This is a genomic window from Neoroseomonas soli (genome assembly GCF_018129065.1).
GTDB lineage: Bacteria > Pseudomonadota > Alphaproteobacteria > Acetobacterales > Acetobacteraceae > Neoroseomonas > Neoroseomonas soli.
On record NZ_JAAEDM010000014.1, the window covers coordinates 59,292 to 84,656 of the forward strand.

21 protein-coding genes and 1 pseudogene are annotated in these 25,365 nt (G+C 69.3%); 12 read left to right on the forward strand and 10 right to left on the reverse strand.

All coding sequences use genetic code 11. The features are described 5' to 3' along the window. Positions 1 to 13 precede the first annotated feature (13 nt). From GXW76_RS07910 to dnaN, 4 genes are all read left to right on the forward strand, one after another. Positions 14 to 790, forward strand: coding sequence for an enoyl-CoA hydratase (locus GXW76_RS07910; RefSeq protein WP_211861461.1), 777 nt, complete (start codon positions 14 to 16; stop codon positions 788 to 790). Between the two features lie 137 nt (positions 791 to 927). Beyond that, positions 928 to 1,203 (forward strand): 30S ribosomal protein S20, encoded by a 276-nt coding sequence (gene rpsT, locus GXW76_RS07915; RefSeq protein WP_211861462.1) that lies wholly within the window; start codon positions 928 to 930, stop codon positions 1,201 to 1,203. A 321-nt stretch (positions 1,204 to 1,524) separates the two neighbouring features. After that, positions 1,525 to 2,931 (forward strand): chromosomal replication initiator protein DnaA, encoded by a 1,407-nt coding sequence (dnaA, locus tag GXW76_RS07920; protein ID WP_408904315.1) that lies wholly within the window; start codon positions 1,525 to 1,527, stop codon positions 2,929 to 2,931. A gap of 426 nt (positions 2,932 to 3,357) precedes the next feature. Then, complete coding sequence (dnaN, locus tag GXW76_RS07925; RefSeq protein ID WP_211861464.1) at positions 3,358 to 4,488, forward strand: DNA polymerase III subunit beta; 1,131 nt, start codon at positions 3,358 to 3,360, stop codon at positions 4,486 to 4,488. A 6-nt stretch (positions 4,489 to 4,494) separates the two neighbouring features. On the opposite strand, the gene GXW76_RS07930 is transcribed toward dnaN, so the two are convergent. Then, positions 4,495 to 4,863 (reverse strand): DUF3592 domain-containing protein, encoded by a 369-nt coding sequence (locus GXW76_RS07930; RefSeq protein WP_211861465.1) that lies wholly within the window; start codon positions 4,861 to 4,863, stop codon positions 4,495 to 4,497. A gap of 71 nt (positions 4,864 to 4,934) precedes the next feature. Between GXW76_RS07930 and recF the strand changes: the two genes are divergently transcribed. The 4 genes from recF (at position 4,935) to GXW76_RS07950 (ending at position 11,074) form a co-directional block, all read left to right on the forward strand. Further along, positions 4,935 to 6,101 (forward strand): DNA replication/repair protein RecF, encoded by a 1,167-nt coding sequence (recF, locus tag GXW76_RS07935; RefSeq protein ID WP_338150914.1) that lies wholly within the window; start codon positions 4,935 to 4,937, stop codon positions 6,099 to 6,101. 65 nt (positions 6,102 to 6,166) lie between these two features. Continuing rightward, positions 6,167 to 8,593 carry a DNA topoisomerase (ATP-hydrolyzing) subunit B gene (gene gyrB, locus GXW76_RS07940; protein WP_211861466.1) on the forward strand — a complete coding sequence of 809 codons (2,427 nt, stop codon included), beginning with the start codon at positions 6,167 to 6,169 and terminating at the stop codon, positions 8,591 to 8,593. A 25-nt stretch (positions 8,594 to 8,618) separates the two neighbouring features. Then, positions 8,619 to 9,950, forward strand: a complete 1,332-nt coding sequence (locus GXW76_RS26140; RefSeq protein WP_211861467.1) for a (2Fe-2S)-binding protein — start codon at positions 8,619 to 8,621, stop codon at positions 9,948 to 9,950. Then, positions 9,947 to 11,074 carry an NAD(P)/FAD-dependent oxidoreductase gene (locus GXW76_RS07950; RefSeq protein WP_338150915.1) on the forward strand — a complete coding sequence of 376 codons (1,128 nt, stop codon included), beginning with the start codon at positions 9,947 to 9,949 and terminating at the stop codon, positions 11,072 to 11,074. The genes GXW76_RS26140 and GXW76_RS07950 overlap by 4 nt, the downstream gene beginning before the upstream one ends. A gap of 18 nt (positions 11,075 to 11,092) precedes the next feature. On the opposite strand, the gene GXW76_RS07955 is transcribed toward GXW76_RS07950, so the two are convergent. Genes GXW76_RS07955 through GXW76_RS07995 form a run of 9 tightly spaced genes read right to left on the reverse strand, consistent with a single transcriptional unit; the run spans position 11,093 to position 21,581 of the window. Beyond that, on the reverse strand, positions 11,093 to 12,709 hold the full coding sequence (locus GXW76_RS07955; RefSeq protein ID WP_211861469.1) for a peptide ABC transporter substrate-binding protein: 1,617 nt from the start codon (positions 12,707 to 12,709) through the stop codon (positions 11,093 to 11,095). Positions 12,710 to 12,734: 25 nt separating this feature from the next. After that, a complete protein-coding gene (locus GXW76_RS07960; RefSeq protein WP_211861470.1) occupies positions 12,735 to 13,610 on the reverse strand; it encodes an ABC transporter permease in 876 nt (291 codons plus the stop codon). Next, positions 13,607 to 14,560: an ABC transporter permease gene (locus GXW76_RS07965; RefSeq protein ID WP_211861471.1), complete on the reverse strand. Its 954-nt coding sequence runs from the start codon at positions 14,558 to 14,560 to the stop codon at positions 13,607 to 13,609. Before GXW76_RS07965 ends, GXW76_RS07960 begins: the two co-directional genes overlap by 4 nt. After that, positions 14,557 to 15,528, reverse strand: a complete 972-nt coding sequence (locus tag GXW76_RS07970) for an ABC transporter ATP-binding protein (RefSeq protein ID WP_211861472.1) — start codon at positions 15,526 to 15,528, stop codon at positions 14,557 to 14,559. The genes GXW76_RS07965 and GXW76_RS07970 overlap by 4 nt, the downstream gene beginning before the upstream one ends. Then, entirely contained in the window at positions 15,521 to 16,543 is a 1,023-nt protein-coding gene (locus tag GXW76_RS07975; RefSeq protein ID WP_246514010.1) for an ABC transporter ATP-binding protein, read from the reverse strand. The genes GXW76_RS07970 and GXW76_RS07975 overlap by 8 nt, the downstream gene beginning before the upstream one ends. Next, positions 16,540 to 17,130, reverse strand: a complete 591-nt coding sequence (locus GXW76_RS07980) for a sarcosine oxidase subunit gamma (RefSeq protein ID WP_211861473.1) — start codon at positions 17,128 to 17,130, stop codon at positions 16,540 to 16,542. Before GXW76_RS07980 ends, GXW76_RS07975 begins: the two co-directional genes overlap by 4 nt. Then, the gene (locus tag GXW76_RS07985; RefSeq protein WP_211861474.1) at positions 17,117 to 20,053 is read right to left on the reverse strand and encodes a sarcosine oxidase subunit alpha family protein; all 2,937 of its coding nucleotides are present in this window, start codon (positions 20,051 to 20,053) and stop codon (positions 17,117 to 17,119) included. The genes GXW76_RS07980 and GXW76_RS07985 overlap by 14 nt, the downstream gene beginning before the upstream one ends. Further along, positions 20,050 to 20,325, reverse strand: a complete 276-nt coding sequence (locus tag GXW76_RS07990) for a sarcosine oxidase subunit delta (protein ID WP_246514011.1) — start codon at positions 20,323 to 20,325, stop codon at positions 20,050 to 20,052. Before GXW76_RS07990 ends, GXW76_RS07985 begins: the two co-directional genes overlap by 4 nt. Before the next feature lie 2 nt (positions 20,326 to 20,327). Next, positions 20,328 to 21,581 carry a sarcosine oxidase subunit beta family protein gene (locus tag GXW76_RS07995; protein WP_211861475.1) on the reverse strand — a complete coding sequence of 418 codons (1,254 nt, stop codon included), beginning with the start codon at positions 21,579 to 21,581 and terminating at the stop codon, positions 20,328 to 20,330. A 267-nt stretch (positions 21,582 to 21,848) separates the two neighbouring features. Here GXW76_RS07995 and GXW76_RS08000 point away from each other — a divergent pair. From GXW76_RS08000 to GXW76_RS08015, 4 genes and pseudogenes are all read left to right on the forward strand, one after another. Next, positions 21,849 to 22,970, forward strand: a pseudogene (locus GXW76_RS08000) (IS3 family transposase). A gap of 8 nt (positions 22,971 to 22,978) precedes the next feature. After that, positions 22,979 to 23,359 (forward strand): transposase, encoded by a 381-nt coding sequence (locus tag GXW76_RS08005; RefSeq protein ID WP_338150916.1) that lies wholly within the window; start codon positions 22,979 to 22,981, stop codon positions 23,357 to 23,359. Positions 23,360 to 23,672: 313 nt separating this feature from the next. Then, positions 23,673 to 24,092, forward strand: a complete 420-nt coding sequence (locus GXW76_RS08010) for a DUF6525 family protein (protein ID WP_211861477.1) — start codon at positions 23,673 to 23,675, stop codon at positions 24,090 to 24,092. Between the two features lie 122 nt (positions 24,093 to 24,214). Further along, entirely contained in the window at positions 24,215 to 25,105 is an 891-nt protein-coding gene (locus tag GXW76_RS08015; protein ID WP_211861478.1) for an SbcC/MukB-like Walker B domain-containing protein, read from the forward strand. The last annotated feature ends 260 nt before the right edge of the window (positions 25,106 to 25,365 follow it).

Consider the following 25,365-nt stretch of genomic DNA (forward strand, 5'->3'; position numbering starts at 1 on the left):
AGGAACGCGGCGCATGGCCCATGAGATGATCCTGACGGAAACCCAGGGGAAGGTCGGCATCATCCGGCTGAACCGTCCGCAGGCCCTGAACGCGCTCTGCGACCAGCTGATGACCGAGCTCGGCGACGCGCTGCGCGCCTACGACAAGGACCCCGCCATCGCCGCCATCGTCGTGACCGGCAGCGAGAAGGCCTTCGCCGCCGGCGCCGACATCAAGGAGATGAAGGACCGCACCTACCCCGCGGTCTACCTCAACGACTTCATCGGAGAGCGCTGGGAGACGGTGCTCGAGATCCGCAAGCCGGTGATCGCGGCAGTCGCGGGCTTCGCGCTCGGCGGCGGTTGCGAGCTCGCGATGATGTGCGACCTGATCATCGCGGCCGACACGGCGAAGTTCGGCCAGCCGGAGATCAACCTCGGCATCATTCCGGGTGCGGGCGGTTCCCAGCGCCTGACGCGCGCGGTCGGCAAGTCCAAGGCGATGGAGATGGTCCTGACCGGCCGCATGATGGATGCGACGGAAGCGGAACGGTCCAACCTGGTCTGCCGCGTGGTGCCGGCGGCGGAGCTGCTCGCCGAGGCGGTGAAGATCGGCGCGAAGATCGGCGCCCTTTCCGCCCCCTCCGTCGCCATGGCGAAGGAGGCGGTGAACGCGGCCTTCGAGGGCACGCTCACCGAGGGCGTTCGCACCGAGCGGCGCCTGTTCCTCGGCCTCTTCGCCACCGAGGACCAGAAGGAGGGCATGTCGGCCTTCGCCGAGAAGCGCAAGCCCGCTTTCCGGAACTGCTGAACGGCCCCGTCATGGGGTTCGTCGCGCGCTTCGGCTTGACGTGCCGAGGCGCGTGGCATTAGAACCCCGCCTTCGCCGCGGTCGGCCCGCCGGCTGCGGCTCCTGCAATCACCATCTGGATTAAAACCGGAAGTCCCATGGCGAACACTTCGTCCGCGCGCAAGCGCATCCGCCAGACCGAGAAGCGCGTGGCGCGCAACAAGGCGCGCAAGTCGCGCGTGCGCAGCTTCGTGCGCAAGCTGGAGGAGGCGATCGCGTCCGGTGACAAGTCCGCCGCGCAGGTCGCCTTCCGGGCCGCGCAGCCTGAGTTGCAGCGCGCGGCCACCAAGGGCACCCTGCATGCCAACACGGTGGCGCGGAAGGTGTCCCGCCTATCCGCCCGCGTGAAGGCGCTGGCCGCGCCCGCGGGTTGAGCATCGCCGCCCTCGCGGCGGCTCGATGACTTAAACTTCTAAGAGTTGGAAGCGTGACAATCGTCGCGGAACTTTCCGCGGCGATGTTGCGTGTTTCCTCGTGCTTTCTGGTCGTTGTGCCGGCACCGTCGTCGTTCGATTGTGTCTTGCGGCCGATGCCTGTCCGTCTACTCTTGGGTTCACTGGGGGGCATAGCCTTCGACCGCCGGCTCCGTAGAGGGTGGTGGCGAAGGTCGGGTACGGGCCGGGCAGCGCGAGGTGGCCGGGGGGGGATCCATGGAGAAGCAAGCCGTTTCTGGTCCTGCGCTCTCTGCCGCTACCATGGGCGAGGCCTGGGCCCGCATCCGAGGGCGACTGCGCGAGGAAGTGGGCGAGGTCGAGTACCGCACCTGGCTCCGCCAGATGACCCTCGCCGGCATCGAGGGCGACGAGGCGGTCGTGGTGCTGCCGACGCGCTTCCTCTGCGACTGGGTCCGCAGCCATTACGGTGACCGCCTGCGCGCGCTCTGGCAGCAGGAGAACGCGGCCGTGCGCCGGGTGGAAGTGCGCGTTGGCCCGCAACGTCCCGCCCCGGCGGAGGACGGCGAGGAAGCCGCCGCCCCGACGCGCGAGACCGCGACACGCCGCAAGGGCCTCGCCGAACCGCTGGCCGATCGCAGTTCCACTGCCGGGACGGCGCGCAGCGCGGACCCGCGCGGGGACTGGTCGGCGCCGCTCGACCCGCGCTTCACCTTCGACACCTTCGTCGTCGGCAAGCCGAACGAGTTCGCCCATGCCTGCGCGCGCCGCGTGGCCGAACGGCCCGCCACGCCCGGCTTCAATCCGCTTTTCCTCTACGGTGGGGTCGGGCTCGGCAAGACGCACCTCATGCACGCCATCGCCTGGGCGATCCGCGGCGGCGAGAACGGGCGCAACGTCGCCTACATGAGCGCCGAGAAGTTCATGTACCGCTTCATCGCCGCGCTGCGCAGCCAGTCCACCATGGAGTTCAAGGAGAGCCTCCGCTCCGTCGACGTGCTGATGGTCGACGACCTGCAGTTCCTGATCGGCAAGGACAACACGCAGGAGGAGTTCTTCCACACCTTCAACGCGCTGGTGGATGCCGGCAAGCAGATCGTCGTCAGCGCGGACAAGTCGCCATCGGACCTGAACGGGCTCGAGGACCGGCTGCGCACGCGGCTCGGCTGCGGCATGGTGGCGGACATCCACGCCACCACCTACGAACTGCGCCTGTCCATCCTGCAGGCCAAGGCGGCGGCTGCCGGCGTCGACGTGCCGAACGGCGTCATCGAATTCCTCGCGCACAAGATCACGTCCAACGTGCGTGAACTGGAAGGCGCGCTGAACAGGCTGATCGCGCATGCCAACCTGTTCGGCCGTGCGGTGACGCTGGATGGCGCGCAGGAAGTGCTGCACGACATCCTGCGCGCGCACGACCGCCGCGTGACGATCGAGGAGATCCAGCGCAAGGTCGCCGAGCACTACAATATCCGCCTGACCGACATGTCCTCCGCCCGCCGTGCGCGCGCGGTGGCGCGGCCGCGGCAGGTGGCGATGTACCTCGCGAAGCAGCTCACCTCCCGCTCACTGCCCGAGATCGGGCGGCGTTTCGGCAACCGCGACCATACCACGGTGATGCACGCCGTCTCCCGCATCGCGGAGCTGATGCAGGCGGATGCGGCCTTCGCGGAGGATGTCGAACTTCTCCGGCGCATGCTCGAGACGTAAGCCTCGACGCTGCCGGACAAGCCTCGCGGCGCGCATCGAGGGGGCTTTGCCCCCTCAAGCTCCCCCACCAGGGGACACGGTCCCCTGGGCCCGCGGATACCCGACTATCGGTTTCCAAAGGCCTTTCGGCCTTTGGCGGGGAGAGTTTGAGAGGGGCAGAGCCCCTCTCAAGGCGCCACTCCTGCCCTTCCCGCCCGCATCGATCCGGCGAGTTCCGCTCGCCCTTGTTTTCCGCGCCCTTCCCCCGGATTTTCCTGCCTTTCCCAGGCTGACTCCCGCTGATATGGTGCCGGCCCCTCGGCAGGTGGCTGCGCGGGCCGATTCGGCTCCGGCCGCCAGGCGGGGGCTCTGGGGGACACCTGCGGTCCCGCGCGGCCCGCGCCGGGCCGTGTGGCGGCCGCCCAAGGATCGGGGCGTCGGGCTGCGATGAAGTTCACTGTGGACCGGGCGGTGCTGCTCAAGGCTCTGACCCATGTGCAGAGCGTGGTGGAGCGGCGGAACACCATCCCCATCCTCGCCAATGTCCTGATCGACGCGAAGACCGAGGGCAGCCTCACGCTCACCGCGACCGACATGGAGATCGCGGTGGTCGAGGAAGTGGCCGGCGTGACCGTCACGCGCGGCGGGCGCACCACCGCGCCGGCGGCGACGCTCTATGAGATCGTCCGCAAGCTGCCGGACGGCGCGCGCATCGAACTCGACCACGGCGGTGGCGACGGGCCACTGACGCTGCGCGCGGGCAAGTACAACACCAGCCTCGCCGTGCTGCCGGTGGATGACTTCCCGTCGATGACGGAAGGGCGCCTGCCGACGAAGTTCTCGATCAAGGCCGGCGTGCTGCGCGATTTGATCGACCGGACGAAGTTCGCGATCAGCACGGAGGAGACGCGCTACTACCTCAACGGCATCTACCTGCACGCCGCGGAAGCGGATGGTACGCCGGTGCTGCGCGCGGTCGCGACCGACGGCCACCGCCTGGCGCGGGTCGAGGAGCCGCTGCCCGAAGGTGCGAAGGGCATGCCAGGCGTGATCGTGCCGCGCAAGACGGTGAACGAGGTGCGCAAGCTCGCCGAGGAATCGCAGGACGAGATCGAGATCCGCCTCTCGGACACCAAGATCCGCTTCGGGCTCGGGACCGTGTCGCTGACCTCCAAGCTGATCGACGGCACCTTCCCCGAGTACGACCGCGTGATCCCGCGCGGCAACGACAAGAAGCTGACCGTGCCGAAGAAGGATTTCGAGGAGGCCGTTGCGCGCGTCGCAGCGATTTCGTCGGAGCGCTCGCGGCCGGTGAAGCTGTCGATCTCGCGCAACAACCTGCTGCTCTCCGCCGCCAGCCCGGACCAGGGCCAGGCGCAGGAGGAACTCGACGCTGACACCGTCAGCTACGAGAGCAGCCCGCTCGAGATCGGCTTCCAGGCGCGCTACCTAACCGACATCACGGCGCAGATCGGGGAAAAGGTGGAGTTCCTGTTCGCCGACGGCGCTGCGCCGACGATCGTGAAGGACGAGGCGAAGCCCGAGGCGCTCTACGTGCTGATGCCGATGCGGGTATAGGCAAGCCTAGCCCCGGACGAGCATCGCCACTCCGCCCACAAGGCCGGCCGCTCCGAGAACGAGGGAAACGACGATCTCGCGCGGGGATACCGCAGGTTCGCAGCGCATGGGCTCGTTCGGGTCGTAGACGACGACAAGCGTGCCGCCGGGCACAAGTGGCGGTCCCTCCGGATCCACCCGGAAGCTGGCTGTCACCTTGGGCCCACTTGGCAGTGCGAAATGCACCTCCAGGGTTGTTCCGAATCGGCGTTTCCTGAGAATCTGAGCTTCGGCTCGCGGCCACATGCGCGAGCGCCGGATGCTGCGGATCACCCCTTGGATCCACCAGGCCAAGAAGGCGACCCAGACGACCCCCGCCAGTTGGACGGCGGTCATGGGCTGTCGTTCACCGGCATCCTGTAGCCTGACCATTTCCGCCGCCTCAGGTGGCTGGTATCCCCTGGCCTGTGCAGTCTATCCATTCGCCCAGTCTGCTGCTCACGCGCCTACTGCTGCAAGACTTCCGCTCCTGGCCGTCGCTAGAGGCGCATTTCAACGCGCCCATTGTCGCCATCGCTGGCGAGAACGGCGCAGGGAAGACCAACCTGCTGGAAGCCATCTCGCTGCTCGGCCCCGGCCGTGGGCTTCGCGGCGCGCGCATGGGCGAGCTGGGCCGTCGCGTGGACGGCGCCGCCCGTCCATGGGCCGCCGCGGGGCGCTTTTCGACGCCGTATGGGGAATTCGACCTCGGCACGGGCGCGGACCCCGACGGCGCCTCGGAACGCCGCCTGTTCCGCCTGGACGGGCAGCCCGTGCGCACACAGGCGGACCTGGCCGACCGCGTCGCCGCGGTCTGGCTGACTCCGCAGATGGACCGGCTGTTCCAGGAAGGCGCCTCCGGCCGCCGGCGCTTCCTGGATCGCCTGGCCTGGGCCCTGGAACCCTCCCATGCGCGGGAGGTGGCGGCGCACGACAACGCCATGGCCCAGCGCAACCGGCTGCTGGCGGAAGGGCGGAGCGATGCGCGCTGGCTGGCGGGGCTCGAGGACGCGATGGCGCGCCACGCGGTGGCGGCGGCGGCGGCACGCAGGGCGCTGGCGCTGCGGCTGAACGCGGTGATGGCTGCCGGTACCGCCACGGGCGCCTTCCCGGCGGCGCGGATGGAGCTGATCTGTCCGATCGCCGCCGCGCTGGCGGACCAGCCCGCGCTGGCGGCCGAGGATGCTCTGCGCGAGGCCCTTGCGGCCGACCGCCGGCGGGATGCCGCGGCCGGCGGGGCGGCACGCGGGGCGCATCGGGCAGACATGACGCTGGTTCACCTGCCCAAGGAGCAGCCGGCCGAACTGTGCTCGACCGGGGAGCAGAAGGCGCTCTTGATCTCCGTCGTGCTGGCCCATGCCGCGCTGATTGCCGAGGCCCGCGGCTTCGCGCCGCTGCTGCTGCTGGACGAGGTCGCCGCGCACCTCGATGCCGGCCGGCGGGAGGCGCTCTTCGCCGCCCTCGCCGCGCTGCCGGCGCAATCCTTCCTGACCGGCACGGAAGCCGAGGTTTTCCGCCCCCTCCGGGGCATTGCGGACATGTTCCTGGCAGGGGGCGGAAAGCTGCTGGCGGAGGGTGAAACCGGGTCGCTTTAAGGGGGGAAAGTGCCTATATTCAGGGCTCGCTTGATCCCCCTTCCAGCCAGGAGTGAGCGCGCCGCATGAGCGAGCCCGCGCGTCCCGAGTCCGACGCCTACGACAGCGCTTCCATCACCGTACTTCGCGGGCTCGAAGCCGTGCGGAAGCGGCCTGGCATGTACATCGGCGATACCGATGACGGTTCCGGCCTGCACCACATGGCGACCGAGATCATCGACAACGCGGTGGACGAGGCGCAGGCCGGCTACGCGACATGCTGCCACGTCACGCTGAACGGCGACGGCTCCGTCACGGTGCGCGACGACGGACGCGGCATCCCGGTGGACATCCACCCGGAGGAAGGCGTCTCCGCGGCTGAGGTCGTGCTGACGCGCCTGCATGCTGGCGGCAAGTTCAACCAGAATTCCTACAAGGTCTCGGGCGGCCTGCACGGCGTCGGCGCCGCGGTGGTCAACGCGCTCTCCGAATGGATGGAGGTGCGCATCTGGCGCGACGGCAACGAGTACCATCTGCGCTTCGAGCACGGCGATACGGTGGTGCCCTGCGAACTCGTCGGCCCGTCCGACCGGCCGGGCGGCACGGAGGTGACCTTCAAGCCCTCCACGCTGACCTTCACCAGGACGGAGTTCGATTTCGCGGTGCTGGAACGGCGCCTGCGCGAACTCGCCTTCCTCAATTCCGGGCTGCGGATCACGCTGCGCGACGAGCGCAATCCGGAAGTGCAGGAGACGGCCTTCCACTTCGACGGCGGCCTGGTCGCCTTCGTCGAATGGCTCGACCGGGGGAAGAACCCGGTCTTCAGCGCGCCGATCAGCCTGACCGCGAAGAATCAGGACGGCATCCGCGTGGAGCTCGCGCTGCGCTGGAACGATTCCTACCACGAGACGATGCTCTGCTTCACGAACAACATCCCGCAGCGGGATGGCGGCACGCATCTGGCGGGCTTCCGCCAGGCGCTGACGCGCGTGATGGGCAAGGTGGCGGAAGGGCTCGCGAAGAAGGACAAGGTCGCGCTCGCCGGCGAGGACATGCGCGAAGGCCTGACCGCCGTGCTGTCGGTGAAGGTGCCGGACCCGAAGTTCTCGAGCCAGACCAAGGAGAAGCTGGTTTCCTCGGAAGTGCAGCCGGTCGTGCAGGCCGCCTGCGCCGATGCGCTGACCCATTGGTTCGAGACGCATCCGAAGGAAGCCAAGGATGTCGTCGGCAAGATCATGGACGCCGCCGCGGCGCGCGAGGCGGCGCGCAAGGCGCGCGAGTTGACGCGCCGCAAGGGCGTGCTCGACGTCTCCTCCCTGCCCGGCAAGCTCGCGGACTGCCAGGAACGCGATCCTTCGAAGAGCGAACTCTTCATCGTCGAGGGCGACTCGGCCGGTGGTTCCGCGAAGCAGGGCCGCGACCGCGCCTTCCAGGCGATCCTGCCGCTCAAGGGCAAGATCCTGAACGTGGAGCGCGCGCGCTTCGACAAGATGCTCTCCAGCGCGGAGATCGGCACGCTGATCACCGCCCTTGGTACCGGCATCGGGCGCGGGGAGGCGAATGAGGGCGGCTTCGACCCCGACAAGCTGCGCTACCACCGCATCGTCATCATGACCGACGCGGATGTGGACGGGTCCCACATCCGCACTCTGCTGCTGACCTTCTTCTTCCGGCAGATGCCGGAACTGATCGCGCGCGGGCATCTCTACATTGCGCAGCCACCGCTCTACCGCGCCAAGCGCGGCAGCGAGGAACGCTACCTGAAGGATGACCGCGCGCTTGAGGACTACCTGTTGGAGAAGGCGCTGCACGGCGCCTCCGTCCGGTATGTCGACGGGCGCCTCCTGGAGGCCGATGACCTGCGCGCCGAGGAGGAATACTTCCGCCAGTCGGCGGCGCGCATTCGTCGCCTCGCCGGCGCCGTGCCGGCAGATATCGTCGAACAGGCCGCGGTGGTCGGCGCGCTGACGAACGACGCCGCGCGAGCGACCGGCGCGACGCAGGCGCTGGCGGCCCGGCTTAATGCGCTGGCACCGGTGAATGAGCGCGGCTGGGTCGCGAGCGCCGATGCCGCCGGGCTGACCGTCGCGCGCACCGTGCGCGGCGTAGGCGAACGCCATACGCTGGACGCCACCGCGCTGCGGAGCGCGGATGCGCGATGGCTCGACGAGCGCCGCGACCGCTTGGCGCGCGACTTCGGCGAGAAGCCGGCCATGCTGGCGCTGGGCGCGCAGGAGCACGCCGTCCATGGGCCCTTGCAGGCCTTCGATCGGCTGATCGCGGAAGGCCGCAAGGGCCTCGCCATCCAGCGCTTCAAGGGGCTGGGCGAGATGAACCCGGACCAGCTCTGGAAGACGACGCTGGATCCCGCGGCGCGCACGCTGCTCAAGGTGAGGATCGAGGACGTCGACGATGCCGAGCAGATCTTCTCGACCCTGATGGGCGACGTCGTGGAGCCGCGCCGCGAGTTCATCGTCGGCAATGCGCTGAAGGTGGCGAATCTCGACGTGTGATGCCCGCTGTATCGTTCCTCTCGTGGTGAACGCAGACCCGACCTCCGTCGCCGGCAAGAACTTTCCGCTTCGCGGGCAGTTCGACCACGTGGTGATCGGGGCGGGCAAGGCTGGCGTCGCCGCGGCACGCGCCACCGTGGCCTCGGGCGCGAGAACGCTGCTGGTGGACGAGCACCCGCTCGATCCCGGACTGTTCGGGCTCGATGTCCCCTATCTCTTCGGTGCGCGCTTCGATGCCGGCATCCGCAATGCCGCACGCATGGAAGAACGCGTCGTCGCCGCTCGCTCCGACCTGGTCGCGGCTATGGAGGAAGGGGTGGAGGTGGCGCTCGGCACAGCAGCCTGGGGCGGCTTCGTCAAGGGTCCGGCTAGCCGCGTCTTCGCGGCCCCCGTCATCGGGCTTGCAGATCGTGAAGCCGCCTGGCTCGTCGGCTGCGAGCGGATCACGCTCGCCATCGGCGCGCGCGACGTGGTCATTCCCTGTGCCGGATGGACCTTGCCCGGCGTGGTCGGCGCGCAGGGCTTCGATGCGCTGCTGCGGCTCTACGGCGCCTTCTCCGGTCGGCGCATCGTGGTGATCGGTGGCGGCGCGCTCGCCGAAGGTGCGGTCGCCGCAGCGCGTGCCGCCGGCCTCGATCCCGTGCTGCACCTCGCGTCCCCGGTGCCGCTGCGCATCGAAGGGTTCGACGAAGTGACGGGGATCGGCTGGCGCGACAGGGAGATCTGGCGCGAGATTGCCTGCGACACCGTGGTCATGGCCGTGGACACCGTGCCGATGGTCGATCTGCCGGAACTCCTCGGCTGTCCGGTCGCCTGGGATCCGGCGCGCGGGGGCTTCGCGGCGGCGGCGCAGGGTCCCGTTGCCGTGGTCGGCGACGCGGCGGGCACCGCGCCGGCGGAACGCGGCGCCTGGCTCGACCTGGCTCTGGCAGAGGATCATGCGCTGGTCTGCGCCTGCGAGGATGTCTCGGCCGGTGATCTGCGCGCCTTACGCCCGCCGCGCTATCTCGGCGCCGCGGGACCGGAGGCCGGCCTTGGCGCGCTCGGCGTCCTGAACCAGGACCAGGTGAAGCGCCTGACGCGCGCGGGCATGGGACCGTGCCAGGGCCGCCGGTGCCGCGAGAGCGTGCACGCCCTGCTCTCTCAGGATCGTCCTGCGCCCCTCGCTTCCCATCGTGCGCCGGTGCGGCCATTGCCGCTGTCGGTGCTCGCGGCGCTGGAGGAAGACCCCGCGCTGCGCGCCAACTGGACCGGCTGGTTCGGCATCGCGGCACAATGGCTGCCGCATTGGGAACCGGTGCCGGACAATGCCGAGTTCATCGGCGGCCGTCTCAGCGGAGAGGACGTGGTGAAGTGATCGTCATCGCCGGCGGCGGCGTCACCGGCCTGTCCACCGCCTTCTGGCTGGCGCGCGAGGGTCACGCCGTCACGGTGGTCGAGAAGGGCATCGTCGGCTGGGAGGCATCGGGACGCAACGGCGGCGGCTGCACCCATCCCTACTCCCCGCTGTTCCGCGAGGAGCAGCGCCTGTGGCCGATGATGGACGAGTTGCTCGGCCACCCCACGGAATGGCGGCCGCACCGGCTGAAGGTGGCGCTGGATGAAGGGCAGTTCGACCGGCTGTGGAAGGTCACGCGCCTCGCCACCGACCAGGGCTTCGAGGCGGCGCCGCTCGACCGGGCGGAACTGCGCGACCTCGTGCCCTGGGTCGGCGACAACGCGGTCGGCGGCATCCACTGGAAGTATGGCGGTCACGCCAATCCGCAGCGCACCAGCCAGGCTTACGCCTGGGCGGTCGAACGCCATGGCGGGCGCATCCTGCAGCACACCGCCGTGCGCGGTATCCGCACGCAGGGCGGACGCGCCGTTGCGGTCGAGACCAGCGCCGGCGAGATCGGCTGCGACGCCGTGGTGATCGCCGCGGGCCCACATACGGCGGCATTGGCCGCGCCGCTCGGCCACCGCGTGCCGATGGCGCCGGCGCGCGTCGAGATGATCGTCACCGAACCGCTGCCGCCGGTCGCGATGGGCGGCGTGGACGGCAATGGCCTCTATGGCCGGCAGACGCTGCGCGGCAACCTCGCCTATGGCGGCGGGCCGCACGAATGGATCGACCTCGATGGGGAGGCGACGCCGCGCCCGGTGAATTCCCCCGTCGTCGCCAGCCTGGCGCGGCGGCTGAACGAATTGTTCCCCCGGCTCGGCCATGTGCGCGTCATCCGGTCCTGGGGCGGGATCGTGGAGAATACGCCGGATGGCCGGCCGATCCTCGACCGGCTTGAGGATCCGGGGAATGTCGTGGTCGCCAGCATGTCCTCGGTCGGGTTCGGCCTCTCGCCGGCCACCGGGCGCGCGCTGGCGCAACTCGTGACCCAGGGCCGTTGCGATTTCGCGGACCTGTCGCAGTTGAAGCTCTCGCGCTTCGGCAACCTGCCGCTGGACTGGCGCAGCCGGCAGGGCTGGGACGCCCTGCCGGCGTGATCCGCCACTCGGGCCGGATCAGGCCCAGTGCCAGTCCTGCACGTTCCAGGTGATGTCCGTGACGTACTGGTTCGGCGTCGGTCCCTGCAGCTGCTTGCGCTTCAGGTGCCCCTGCACCGAACCGCCCTGCGCGGCGAAGGGGACTTCCTCGTGCAGGATGGCCTGGATCTGCTTGTAGGTGGTGATGCGGTCGGCCTGCTCGGTCTGCGTCACGCCAAGTTCCAGCAGGCGGTCGACCTCCGCATTCTCGTACTGGACGTAGTTCGACCCCTGGCGATGCTTCACCGGGATCATCTTGGAATGGCAGCGCGCGGTGTAGTCGGGATCAAGGCCAACCGTCGGGTCCCAGGCCACCAGTAGCGTGTCGAAGCGCGACTGCGTCGTGTACTCGCCCCACACGACCGAGGCGGGCATGTTGCGGATCTCCATCTCCACGCCGATCGCCTTCCAGTTCTGCTGGAACAGCGCCTGGCAGCCCTGCCGGGCCGTGTTGCCGGCCGTGGTGGACATGGTGAACTTCAGCTGCACGCCGTCCTTGGCGCGGATGCCATCCGGGCCACGCCGCCAGCCAGCCTCGTCGAGCAGGCGCTCCGCGCCGGCCGCATCGTTGGTGTAATCGCGCAGGTCGCGGTTGTAGGCCCAGTGCGTCGGCTGCAGGTAGGATAGCGTTCGCGGCCAGGTGCCGAAGTAGATGTCGTCGATCGACTTCTGCATTTGCGTCGCCATGGTCAGCGCCTTGCGCACCCGCGGGTCGGCGAACTGCGGCTTGCCGCAGTTGTAGTAGATGAACTGCACGTTCGGCGTGGGGTAGACGAGAAAGTCGCGGTCTGGGAAGGCGCGCGATTCGGTCCAGCGATCGGGCGGCACACCGCCGAGGGCGAAGTAGTCCACCTCGCCCGTCCGTGCCTGGCCATAGGCGGCCATCTGGTCCGGCACGAACTTGTGGATGAACTGGCGCACCTTGGCCGGGCCGCGGTGGTAGTTCGGGTTGCGCTCATAGACCATGTGGCTGCCGGCGGTGCGGCTGCGCAGCAGGTAGGGCCCCGTGCCGATCGGCTGGCTGTTGAAGGCCGCGGTCTGGATGTTCTGCTCACGCCCCAGGATGTGCTGCGGGACGATGTGCATGTTCTGCCACGCCCAGAGGAACGGCACGAAGGGGCGGGAGAGCTCCATCTCGACCGTGTGGTCGTCCTTCACGCGGAAGGCCTTGATCAGGTCGAAGCCCGAACGGCTGCGCACGGCCACGTTCGAGTTCATGATGGTCTGGTAGGTGAACTCGACGTCCTTTGCGGTGAAGGGCTGGCCGTCGGACCATTTCACATCGCGCTTGAGGTTGACCGTCCAGGTCAGGCCGTCTGCGGAGATGCCTCCGTTCTGACGGGACGGCACCTGGGCGGCCAGGTTCGGGATGAAGTCGCCCTTCTCGTTCACGTCCCACAGCGCGTCGAACATGCAGGCTTCGGGAACGTTCTCGGTGCCCGCGTTGACGTAGAGCAGCGGGTTGAACTGGACCGGTTCCTGCGTCATCGCGAGGATGATGCGGTCCCGGTTGATGGACTGCCCCCAGACGGCCGGCGCGGCGAGCAGCGTGGCGGACCCGGCAAGAACGCCACGGCGTGGAATCCTGATGGTCATGTCGCGAGCCTCCCTATTTTTTTAGTCATGGATCCATGCGAAGGCGCGGGTCGAGCGCGTCGCGAAGCCCGTCGCCCAGGAAGTTGAAACCCATCACCGTCAGCGTGATCGCCGCCCCGGGCAGGATGGCGAGCCACGGCACGGTATCAAAATAGCCCTGGGCATTGGTGAGCATGTTGCCCCAGGAGGCGAGCGGCGGCTGCACGCCGTAGCCGAGGTAGGAGATGTAGCTCTCCATCAGCACGGCCGAGGCGACCTTCAGCGTCGCCGCCACCAGGATGGGCGCCGCCGCATTCGGTAGCAATTCGCGGAACATGATCCGGGCGCGCGAGGCGCCGAGCGCGCGCGCCGCCGCGACGAAATCCTGTTCCTTCAGGTGCAGGATCTCGGCGCGCACGATGCGGCTGACTTCCATCCACGATGTCAGCCCGATCACCAGCGAGATCGACAGCAGCGTCGGCGGCACGAAGGCGGCGACGACCAGCAGCAGGAAGACCTGCGGGAAGCACAGCATGGTGTCGACGAAGCGCATCAGCAGGTTGTCGACGAGCCCGCCAAGGAACCCCGCCGCGATGCCGATCACAGCCCCGGTCACGACCGTCGTGACCATTGCCACGAGCCCGACCGTCAGCGAGACCCGCCCCCCGTAGAGCAGCCGCGACAGCGTGTCGCGCCCGAGTTCGTCCGTGCCCAATGGCAGCGCCCAATCCGCGAAGGGCGGCCGGAAGCGCAGCGCGGTGTCGAGCAGGGTCGGGTCCTGCGGTGCCAGGAGCGGGGCGAAGAGCGCTGAAGCCAGCAGCAGCGCCACCACCAGCCCGCCGGCCAGCGCCAGGCGGTGCTGGCGGAACCGCGTCCAGATGCGGCCGGCTTGGCTTTCCGATGCGACGGCAGTCACGTTCATCGCAGGCGTACCCGCGGGTCGATCACGGCGATGGCGAGGTCGGCGAGCAGGTTGCCGATGATCACGAAAATGGCGGTGAACATCATCATGCCCATCAGGATCGGGTATTCCTTCATGTTCAGCGCATCGACGAAGAGCCGCCCCATGCCGGGCCATCCGAAGATCGTCTCGGTCACCAGCGCGCCGGAAAAGAGGAAGGGCAGTTCCACCCCCAGCAGCGCGATCAGTGGCTTGGCGGCGTTGGGAAAGGCATGACGCATCAGCCGCGCCGCCGGCGGCAAGCCCTTGGCGCGCGCAGTGCGCATGTAGTCCTGCTGCATCACCTCGAGGAAGGCGGAGCGCGAATAACGGCTCCAGGTCGCGGTGATGACCAGCGCCAGCACGAGGGTCGGCAGCACCAGGTGTTGCAGGAGGGAGATGATGTTTCCTTCCTCCCCCAGTTCCCACATGCCGCCGGAGGGAAGCCAGCGGAGTTGGATGGCGAACACGAAGATCGCCATCAGTCCGAACCAGAAGGTGGGGAAGGACAGCGCGAAAAGTGCCCCAGACGTCGCCAGCACGTCGAAGACCGAATAGCGCTTCACCGCGCCGAGCACGCCGATCGACAGGCCGAGGACGATGGCCACTGAGAGCGCCGAGCCCATCAGCAGCATGGTCGCCGGCAGGCGCTCGAGGATCACTCCCAGCACCGGGCGGCCGCCGAAGAAGGTATAGCCCCAGTTGCCGGAGAAGATGCCGCTCGCCCATTTCAGGTACTGGACGTAGATCGGCTGGTCGAGGCCGAAGATGATCTTCACGCGCTCGATGTCCTGCGCCTGGATCGACGGGTTGAGGGTATAGACCGCCAGAGGCCCCCCGGGTGCGAGGTGCATCAGTCCGAAGGCGATCAGCGAGACGCCGATCAGCAGCGGGATGGCCTGCAGCAGTCGCCAAGCAATGAAGCCGATCATGGCGCCACCAGATGGCAGGCGACCGCATGCCCGGGGGCGATGATGCGTTGCGCTGGCGCCTCCTGCGCGCAGCGCGCCTGCGCGATCGGGCAGCGCAGATGGAAGTGGCAGCCGGTGGGCGGCCTTGCGGGACTCGGCACGTCGCCCTGCAGCACCTGGCGCGTGCGGCGGAGCCCCGGCACGGGTTCCGGGACAGCGGAGAGCAGCGCCTGCGTATAGGGATGCCGCGCGCCGAAGAAGAGCGTCTCGCGCGGGGCGGTTTCAACCACCCGGCCGAGATACATCACCGCCACGCGGTCCGCGACATGGCTGACCACGGCGAGGTTGTGGGAGATCATGATGTAGGCAAGGCCGCGTTCCGCCTGCAGCCGCTTCATCAGGTTGATGACCTGCGCCTGGATGGAGACGTCGAGCGCCGAGACCGGCTCGTCGCCGATGATGAGTTCCGGTTCCAGCGCGAGGGCGCGCGCGATGCCGATGCGCTGCCGCTGCCCGCCGCTGAACTCGTGCGGGTAGCGGCGCGCGGCCTCGGGCCGCAGGCCGACGGTGCGCAGCAGCGCGGCAATGCGCTCCGGGCGGTCGGCGGGCGTGCCGATGCGATGGATCTCGAAAGGCGCGGCGAGGATGCCGCCCACCGTCATGCGCGGATTCAGGCTCGCGAAGGGATCCTGGAAGACGATCTGCATGCGGCGGCGGAAGGGCGCGAGCCGTGCCGCACCGTGGCGCGCGATCTCCTCCCCGTCGAAGCGGATGGACCCGCGGGTGGGATCGATCAGGCGCAGGATCGCCTTGCCCGTGGTGGTCTTGCCGCAGCCGCTTTCGCCCACCAGTGCGAGCGTCTCCCCGCGCGCGACCTCGATGTCCACGCCGTCCACCGCACGCACCGTGCCGATGCGCCGCCGCAGGAAGGCAGAGCGGATCGGGAAATGGACCTCGAGGCCGGAGACCTTCAGCAGCGTTTCAGCCATTGGCCGGATTCCAGCAGGCTACGCGATGGCCGGGCGCGATCGGGTCCAGGGGCGGCGCTTCCGCGGCGCAGCCGGAGACCGCGCGGGCGCAGCGCGGCATGAAGGCGCAGCCGCGGGGGCGGTCGGCCGCACCAGGCACCATGCCGGGGATCTCCGGCAGCGTCGGTGCCGGCACGCGCTCGATCTTCGGGATCGAGGCCAGCAGGCCGCGCGTGTAGGGATGACGGGGGGCGGCGAAGAGCGCAGCGACCGGTGCCTCCTCGACAATCCGGCCGGCATACATCACCGCGACGCGGTGCGCGGTCTCCGCGATCACGGCCAGGTCGTGGGTGATCAGCAGGATGGCGCTGCCCATCTCCCGCTGCAGTTCGCCCAGCAGTTCCAGGATCTGCGCCTGCACCGTGACGTCGAGCGCGGTGGTCGGCTCGTCGGCCACCAGCACCGCAGGCCGGCAGGCCAGCGCGATGGCGATCATCACCCGCTGGCGCATGCCGCCCGAAAGAAGATGCGGATAGGCCCGCGCAACCCGCGCCGGATCCGGAATCTGCACGAGCCGCAGCATCTCCTCGGCGCGCGCCGCCGCCTCGCGGGCAGACAGCCCGAGATGCCGGACCAGCGGCTCGGCGATCTGCCGCCCCACCGTCATCACCGGGTTCAGCGAGGTCATCGGTTCCTGGAACACCATGGAGATGGCACGGCCGCGCAGCGCGGACATGCGCGCCTCGTCCAGCGCCATCAGGTCCGTGTCGCCGAACTGGACCCGGCCCTTCGGCAAGGCCGCCAGCGGGGGTTCCAGCAGCCGCATCAGCATCAGCGCGGTCAGCGTCTTGCCGCTTCCGCTCTCGCCGACGAGTCCGAGGGTCTCGCCGCGCCGCAGATCGAAGGAAACACCGTCCACCGCGCGCAGCACATGCGGCGGCATTGGGATGTGCAACGTCAGGTCGCTGACGCTGAGCAGCGGGGCTTCGGCGGCAGCCGCTCCGGCGTTCTCCGGAAGGCTCGCCGCCGCGCTCATGCGATCTCTACCCCGTAGGCGGCGCCGGCCTCCAGCAGCCAGTGGAGGAAGGGCTCGGCCAGCGTCGAGAAGACCGTCAGTTCGAAGGTCGGCGCATCGTCGGTCTGGTGGACCAGGCAACCGATCTGCGCGATCGGCGTATGCGCCGCGCGGCCCTGCCCGAAGGCACGCGGATGCAGGTCGAGGCGGCAGCCGCGCGACAGGGCCTCGCGCGCTGCCGAGCCGGAGAGGACGATCGTCGTGCGGCCATGGCTCTGGTCCGCGACCGCGGCCATGCCCGCGAAGGCTTCCGCGGCGCGCGCGGCGAGCGCGCCTTCATTGCGGCGCGCCGCCGTAAGCAGCCAGTGCCCCGGCTGCGTCCAGATCGCCGTGACGGCGCTGCCGGACACGGCTTGTCCCGGCCCCGGCGGATCCATGCCCAAGGCGGCGCGCATCGCGGCCGCGAAGGCGGCGTCCTGGCCGCGCCGCAGCATCACCTGCACGATCTCGCGCGCCGGCAACGCAACGCGCAGCGGCGCCGCACCCGCTGCGCCGTGGCGGCCGCGCGCGACGGCGGCGAGCGGATGGACGGGCTCAGGCGCGGACACGGAGGTTCTCCGCGTCATAGCCATGCGGGCTGACCACCTTCACCGGCACCTCCTCACCCATCAGCGGGTTGGCGGCGATGATGCTGCTGCCGATGCGCGCCTCCCCCTCCCGCAGCATGCCGAGGCCGATCCAGCCGGGATCGACGACAGACTGCGTCACGCTGGTGATCCAGCCCTGGCTGCGGCCATCCACCAGCAGGTGGCTGCCGGCGCGGATCTGGCGGGCGGGATCCACGCTGCGCAGCCCGACCAGGCGGGGCCGCGCAGGATCCGTCAAACCCGGTCGCTGCGCCAGCGTCCGGCCGATGAAATCGCCTTTCTTCTTCAGCATGCGGCCCAGCCCGAGATCCTGCGCCGTGGTCTGGCCGTTGATCTCCGCGCCGGCCACGTGGCCCTTCTCGATGCGCAGCAGGCCGAGCGCCTCCACGCCATAGGGTTCGATGCCGTGCGGCACGCCGGCAGTCATCACGGCTTGCCATACCGTCGCCGCGTAGCCTGCCGGCACCGCGACCTCATAGGCCAGTTCGCCGGAGAAGGAGATGCGGAAGACCCGCGCCGGCACGCCTGCCGCCATGCAGTCGGCGACGGCCATGAAGGGAAAGGCCGCGTTCGACAGGTCGATCCCCTGCACCACCGCGGCCACCACGTCTCGGGCCTTCGGTCCGGCGATGGACATCGCCGCCCACTGGTCGGTCACGCTGGCGAGGCTGACATCGAGGTCCGGCCAGGCGCTCGCATGGTGGAATTCGAGGTGCTGCATCACCGGCCCGGCCTGCGCCGTGGTGGTGGTGACGAAGAAGCGGTCCGGCGCTAGGCGCGTCGTGGTCCCGTCGTCGAAGACGAGGCCATCCTCGCGCAGCATCAGCCCGTAGCGCGCGCGCCCGACCTGCAGGGTCGAGAAGGTGTTGGCGTAGACGCGATCCAGGAAGGTCGCCGCATCCGGCCCTTCCACCACGATCTTGCCGAGGGTCGAGACGTCGCAGACACCGACGCGCTCGCGCACCGCGCGCGCCTCGCGCAGCACGCTCGCCCAGGCATCGGCATCGCCGGGATTCGCGTAGTAGGCTGGGCGTTTCCACAGCCCCGCATCCATCCACACCGCGCCGAGCGCCTCATGCACACCATGCAACGCGGTCCGGCGCACTGGCTGGAAGTGCTGGCCGACCTCACCGCCGGCGATCGCGCCCCAGGTGACCGGGGAAGTGTAGGGCCGGAAGCGCGGCAGGCCGACCTTCGCCACGGGCTCTCGGCGCGCCTCGGCCAGCACGGCGGCGCCGACCAGTCCGCCGGTCTTGCCCTGGTCGGTGCCCATGGCGTGGGTGGTGTAGCGCTTCGCGTGCTCGATGTGGCTGAAACCCTCGCGGTGCGCGAGGCGGATGTCATCGGCGGTGACGTCGTCCTGGATATCGACGAACGCCTTGCCGCGGCCCTTCACTTCCCAGAGTTCGTAAGGGCGGTGGTCCGGCGCGGGGGTATCGGGCGGCAGGACGTCCGCGGCTGGCGCGAAGCCTGCCGCGATCGCCGCGGCACGACCGGCCGCCGCGCCATCCGCCGCCGCCGCGCCGATGCCATGCACGCCACGACAGGCGCCCGCGCTGCGTTCCCGTTGCACTGCGGCCGCGGGCACGAAGGCGAGCAATGCCTCGTCCCAGGCAAGCGCCGCGCCGGACATGCTGGCCAGGTGCACGGCGGGGTTCCAGCCCCCCGAAACCAGCAGCAGGTCCGCCGCGACGGCATTGGCGCGGCCGCCGCTGCCCGCGACCCCCGTCTCCACGCCGCGCAGCGCGTTGCCGCCGACGGTGCCGGTGACGACGCTGCCCGCCTGGACAGTGAAGCCTGCCTGCCGCGCGCGTTGCATCGCCGCGCTGTCGGCACGCGGGTCGATGATGGCTGCGATGCGCGTGCCGGCCTCGGCCAGCGCGAAGGCGGCATCGTAGGCCGCGTCATGCGTGGCGAAGAGCACTGCCGTCTCGCCCGCCTTCACGCCGAAGCGGCGCGCATAGGTCCGCGCGGCGCCGGCCAGCATCACGCCGGGCCGGTCATTGCCGGGGAAGGCGATCAGCCGCTCATGCGCGCCGGTGGCGAGCACGACCTCCTTCGCACGGATCGTCCAGTAGCGCTGGCGGGGCGTGTGGGTGGGCGGCTGCGGCAGGTGGTCCGCCACGCGCTCGACCGCGCCGAGCACGCCCTGGTCGTAGAAACCGAAGACGGTCGTGCGCGGCAGCAGCGTGACCTCCGGCATCGCCTGCAGCGCGGCGATCGCCTCGCCCCGCCAGGGCTCGAGTTCCGGCTCGTTCAACAGGTCGCCGCCGAACAGGAAATCCTGTTCCGCCAGGATCACCCGCGCGCCTGTCGCGCCGGCGGCACGCGCCGCCGCCAGGCCGGCCGCGCCGGCGCCCACCACCAGCACGTCGCAATGCGCGTGTGCGGCTTCGTACCAGTCCGGATCGGGTTGGCCCGAGGCCCGGCCGAGACCGGCCGCCTTGCGGATCATCGGCTCGTAGACCCGTTCCCAGAACGCGGCGGGCCACATGAAGGTCTTGTAGTAGAAGCCCGCACCGATCCAGGGCGCGAGCACGCCGTTCACCGCCATCCAGTCGAAGGCCAACGAGCCCCGGTGGTTCTGGCTGGTGGCGGCAAGGCCGTCGAAGAGTTCGACCACGGTCGCACGCGTGTTCGGTTCGCGCCGCGTGCCGTCGCGCAGTTCGACCAGGGCGTTCGGTTCCTCGACGCCTGCCGAGAAGATCCCGCGCGGCCGGTGATACTTGAAGGAGCGCCCGACCAGCCGCACACCGTTCGCAAGCAGCGCAGCGGCGAGGGTATCGCCCTCATGTCCTTCGAAGCGGCGCCCGTCGAAGGTGAACGCCAGGCGACGGGAACGGTCGACATGCCCGCCGGCGGGAAGGCGGAAGCGCTGGCTCATGCCCCGGGCACCTCCAGCGTCTCGGTGGCGGCGGCCACCGCGCGGACCTCATGCGTCACGGTATGGCGCAACACCTTCAGGAAGGCGCGACAGCCACCATTGTGCTGCCACCACTCGACCTGCCAGCCGCGCGGGTTGCGGCGCAGGTAGAGGTAGTCATGGAAGGCGCCAGCGTCGGCATCGGGTCCCGGACGCGTGACGGTGGCATCGCCGCGGTAGGAGAATTCCAACTCGTCGCGCGCCCCGCAGTGGGGGCAGGTGATCCGCAGCATCTCTAGTGCGCCCAGAAGTAGGGGCCGTTGCCCCGCTCGTCGAGCATGCGGCCCTCGCGGAACCTGTCCAGCGTGTGCGCGGCGTTGAGCCGGTGCGGCTCGTCCTTCGCGATCGTCCAGGCGTGACACCAGCCGGAGCCTGGCGTCGCCTTGAAGCCGCCGTAGCACCAGCCCGCAGTCATGTAGAGCCCGTGCACCGGTGTCTTGCAGATGTAGTGCGAGCCATCCGGCGTCATGTCCATCACGCCCGCCCACGAGCGCAGTCCGCGCAGCCGGCCGAGCGCGGGGATCATGCTGATGCCGGCGGCATAGACGTGCTCCGCTGTCGGCAGCGTGCCGCGTTGCCCGTAGGATGGATAGCCATCCAGCCCGCCGCCGTAGACCAGCCCGCCCTTGTCGGACTGGCTCACGTAGAAATGCCCGGCCCCGAAGGTGACAACGCAGTCGATCAGCGGCTTCAACCCTTCGCTGACGAAGGCCTGCAGCAGGTGCGTCTCGATCGGCACGTCGAAGCCGGCCATGGCCGTGAGCGTGCTGGTGCTGCCCGCGACGGCGAGACCGACCTTGGGCGCCCGGATCTCGCCGCGCGTGGTGCGAACGCCCCGGATGGCGCCGCCTTCGACGATCATGCCGGTCACTTCGCACTGCTCGATGATGTCGACGCCGCGCGCGTCGGCAGCATGCGCGAAGCCCCAGGCCACCGCATCGTGGCGCGCCGTCCCGCCGCGCCGCTGCAGCAGGCCGCCCAACACCGGGTAGCGCCCATTGTCGACGTCGATGATCGGGCACATCGCCTTCACGCCGGCGGGGTCGAGGATCTCGGCATCGATGCCGTTCAGCCGCATCGAGTTGCCGCGACGCAGCGCGGCGTGCTTCTGGGCATCACTGTGAAAGAGATTGATGACGCCGCGTTGGCTCATCATGACGTTGTAGTTGAGCGACTGTTCCAGCCCTTCCCAGAGCTTCAGGGAGTGCTCGTAGAAGTTGTTGTTCTCGGGCAGGAGATAGTTCGACCGCACGATGGTGGTGTTGCGCCCGGTGTTGCCCTGGCCGATCAGCCCACGCTCCAGCACCGCGACATTGGCGATCCCGTGCACGGAGGCGAGGTAGAAGGCGGTTGCCAGCCCGTGGCCGCCGCCGCCGACGACGATGACGTCGTAGGCTGGCTTTGGCGTTGCCTTGCGCCATGCTGGCTTCCAGCCGGTGTTGCCGCGCAGCCCCTCTGTGAGGACGCGGAAGCCAGAGTACCCTGCCATTGGGATCCTTCGATCTCGGCCGGGAGAAGTAAGAAGCAGGATTTGGACACTGGCAAGTCACCAAAGTTGCAACCAGACAGTCGGCAACGCCCGGAAGCGCCAGGGGGGACCCCGGACGTGGGCAAGCCTGAGATGCTGAAGGTGATCCGCGACATGGGGCTCAGTCAGCTTCGTGGTCGATGCGCACCGTCCCGTGTGAGCGGACCTGACCCCTTGGGAGCGGTCCGCCGGTCATGTAGCTCGGCGGTGACAAGGGGAGGTTTGGTGATGGCGCGGAAGAACGCGCACACGCCTGAGGAGATCGTGGCGAAGCTCCGGCAGGCGGAGGTGGTTGTTGGCCAAGGGGAAGATGGTGACCCAAGCGGTACGTGCGATCGGGGTAACGGGGCCGACCCTATTATCGCCGATGCGCGGAGTTCGGCGGTCTGAAGCTGGACCAGGTGCGGCGACTGAAGGGGCTGGAGCGGGGTAATGCGCGGCTGCGCAAGGCGATCTCGGACCTGACGCTCGAGAACTGATCCTGAAGACCTTGGCGTGTCGGGGCGGAAGGGCTGCGCGACGCTGGGGCAGCACAGATCGGCGCAGCGGAAGGCGCCACGGGGGGGCGCCGACGATGAGGCACTCTGAAGGCCGACCGCGTTGAGCTAGCGAAGCGCTACGGGCGATACGGCTACCGGCGGATCACGGCACTGCTGCGGGATGCGGGCTGGGCGGTGAACCGCAGGCAGGTGAAGCGCATCTGGCGCCGGGAGGGGCTGCAGGCGTCGCAACGGTAGCCGAGGCGCAGCAGGCTGTGATTGGCGGACGGCTCGTGCATTCGGCTGCTGCCGGAGCGTGCGAACCGCGTCTGGGCGTACGGTTTCGTCGGGGACCGCACGCAGGAAGGGCGGAAGCTCCGCATGCTGTGGGTGGTGGACGAGTTCACGCGCGAGGCGCTGGCGATCCGGGTGGCGCGCCGGCTGAGCTCGTCGGACGTGATCGACGTGCTGGCGGACCTGTTCCCCGCGCAGGGGACGCCCGCTCATATCCGCTCGGACCAGGGGCCGGAGTTCATCGCCGAGGCGGTGAAGGCGTGGATCGTTGGCGTGGGTGCACGCACCGCCTACATCGAGAAGGCGAGCCCATGCGAGAATGGGGCACGTCGAATCCTTCAACGGCAAGCTGCGCGACGAACTGTTGAACGGCGACGTGTTCAACGCCCTCCGGGAGGCGCAGGTACTGATCGAGGAATGGCGGCGCCACTACAACCGGGTGCGGCCACATTCCGCGCTCGGCTATCGGCCGCCAACCCCTGAAATCCTGCCAGCCACGATGACTTCGATCGGCTCAGGAACGGACCATTTGGCCGTGACCCATCAAATTCCACGTGGATCACTCGATGGCGGCTGACCGACACCATCGGCATGCTGCTCGCGGTGATCGTGCATCCCGCCAGCGTGCAGGATCGTGATGGCGCCGAACCGCTGCTGCGTCAGGCGCGCAGGCTGTTCCCCTTCGTCGAGCGCATCATTGGTGACACGGGCTATCAGGGACCGAAGATGGCGGCCGCCGTCGCCCGCGCCGGCAGGTGGGAGATCGAGATCGTTCGGCGCTGCGACAAGCACAAATTCGTCGTGCCGCCGAGGCGTTGGATCGTCGAGCGCACCATTGGTTGGATCAGCCGCAACCGGCGGCTGGCCCACGACTTCAAGCGACTCTGCCGCATCGCCGCCGCCTTCGTCCGCATGGCCATGATCCGCAACATGCTCCGGCGCCTCGCAGCAAAGCCCTCAAGCTGAATCCAAACTTCCCGGATGGGCTCTCAGGGCGAGGTCCCGAAGTCGGCAGTTCAGCCAGAGCGTACGGGTAAGGATCTTCTCCTGGCTTCCTTGCGCCGCGTTTTGCCGATTGGCTGAGGCGCTTGCTACTCGGCGACCTGGATGTCGTTTGCCTTCCTTGAACGGAGGGGCAAGGGCGCTGCCTGACGGTCGTGACAGCGACCAGCCATGAGGGCGGAACCGCGACCTCGTCCAACGCCGCGGCATGGGTGCCGAGCACCAGGCGGTTGGCGCTCAGGTTTCCCCGAAGGCATCCCTTCGGTAGAAGCCGGCGATGGACAACAGCACGGCGACCAAGCCCTACAGCAAGCTGAAGGGCGATCCCTACCGGGCGTATGAGGAACTGCCCGTCGAGGTGCGCTTGGCCCTGCAGGAAGCCTTGGTGGATTGGTGCCCCCTGCGTGCCCGCGAATGGCACCTTCGCCTGCTGCGCCAACAGCGGTTGCGGCCGGCGCAGGCGACGTCCTTCCTCGTCCAGACCATCCGTAGACACGATCACGCCGAAGTCGCCGCCTTCGCGGGGACATGGCCGAAAGGTCCCAAGGCCTACCCGCACCTTGCCGCCGGCGCGACGCTCCAGCGTTATGTCGGGACGGACGGCATCCCCGCAGCCGAGCCCATTCTCGTCGCACCGACGGCAAAGCGGTCCAAGGCACCGGCTAAGCGCAAGACAGCCCGCCGCGCACGGCGTTGAGCTTGGAGCGATAGCGACCCGGTCCCCACGCGCATTCGCCCCGCTGCATCGATGCGTGCTCGTGACCCGGCAGAACCCGCTGCGCCTGTCGTTCGAGGGCTTCGTCCTCGCGAGCCTGCTCGATGAGGCGCTGGCCGCCGCCAACGACCACCTGGAGCGCATGCTCGGCGGGCGCTACCGGGTTCCGGCGGCGGGAGGAGCCACTGTGGGCCAACGGCGCCGCAGGGCTCGGCATCGAGGTGCTCGATGAATGGACCGGCCAGGACCGGCCTGCCGCCACGCTCTCGGGGGGCGAAGGCTTCTGCGTCGCGCTCGCGCTGGCGCGTGGGCTGGCGGATACCGTGCAGGCCCATGCTGGCGCGCGGCCGGTGGACGCCCTGCTGGTGGACGAGGAGTTCGGCAGCCTGGACGAGGAGGCCCTTGACAAGGCGATGGAAGTGCTTGCCGGGCCGCAGGGCAACAACCGCGTCGTCGGCATCATCAGCCATGTGGGGGAACTGAAGCCGAGGATCCCGGCGCGGTTGGTCCTCCACCCGGACAACATGAAGGCCGGGAACAGCATCGACTGGCCGGTACCGGCGCGCTCGGCGGCGCTGATCGACGAATACGTTCGCAGGTTCCGCTCGGCGATCGCGGACGCCACCAACCCCTTCCTCCTGCCCGGCGAGGGCGGCACGGGGTGCCGCAGCCACAACGGCCTCTCCGCCGCCCTGGTGAAGACGATCGCGGAATACTGCGGCGTCCGCACCAACCTGCACCTGCTGCGCCGCCTCGCCGCCTGGATGTACCTGAAGGTGCATCCCGGACACTACGAGGATGTCCGGCGTCTCCTCGGTCATCGCGACGTGCGGACCACCATGGCGTTCTATGTCGAGTTCGAGACCGCGGCGGTGGCGACGCGGTTCGACGGCACCATCCTGAAGGAGAAGTCCGCCACGCGCACCATCGCCGCGACGGCTTGGGGCAAGCTGCCGAAGCGCCGGTCGCGCAAGGCGCGGGAGGTGGCGCCGTGAGCCGCGCCGTCGATCCCCGCCGCCGCTGGAAAGCCGCGCTGGCGCCGCGGGGCCGTGGCCGCATCACCGGCCGCAGCCTGGCCGCCCACCTGAGGCCCGGCTCGGTCGAGAAGTATGGCGAGGGATACGGCCATTGGCTCGGCTTCCTGGGGTGGCGCAGCTGGCCCCCTCCAGAAACCCTGATTTTTGGGATCGTGATGGTTGCGTGGTGCGTGGTCAGTCGCTGTGCGTTGGGGTCGCGGACGTCACGCTGCTGATGG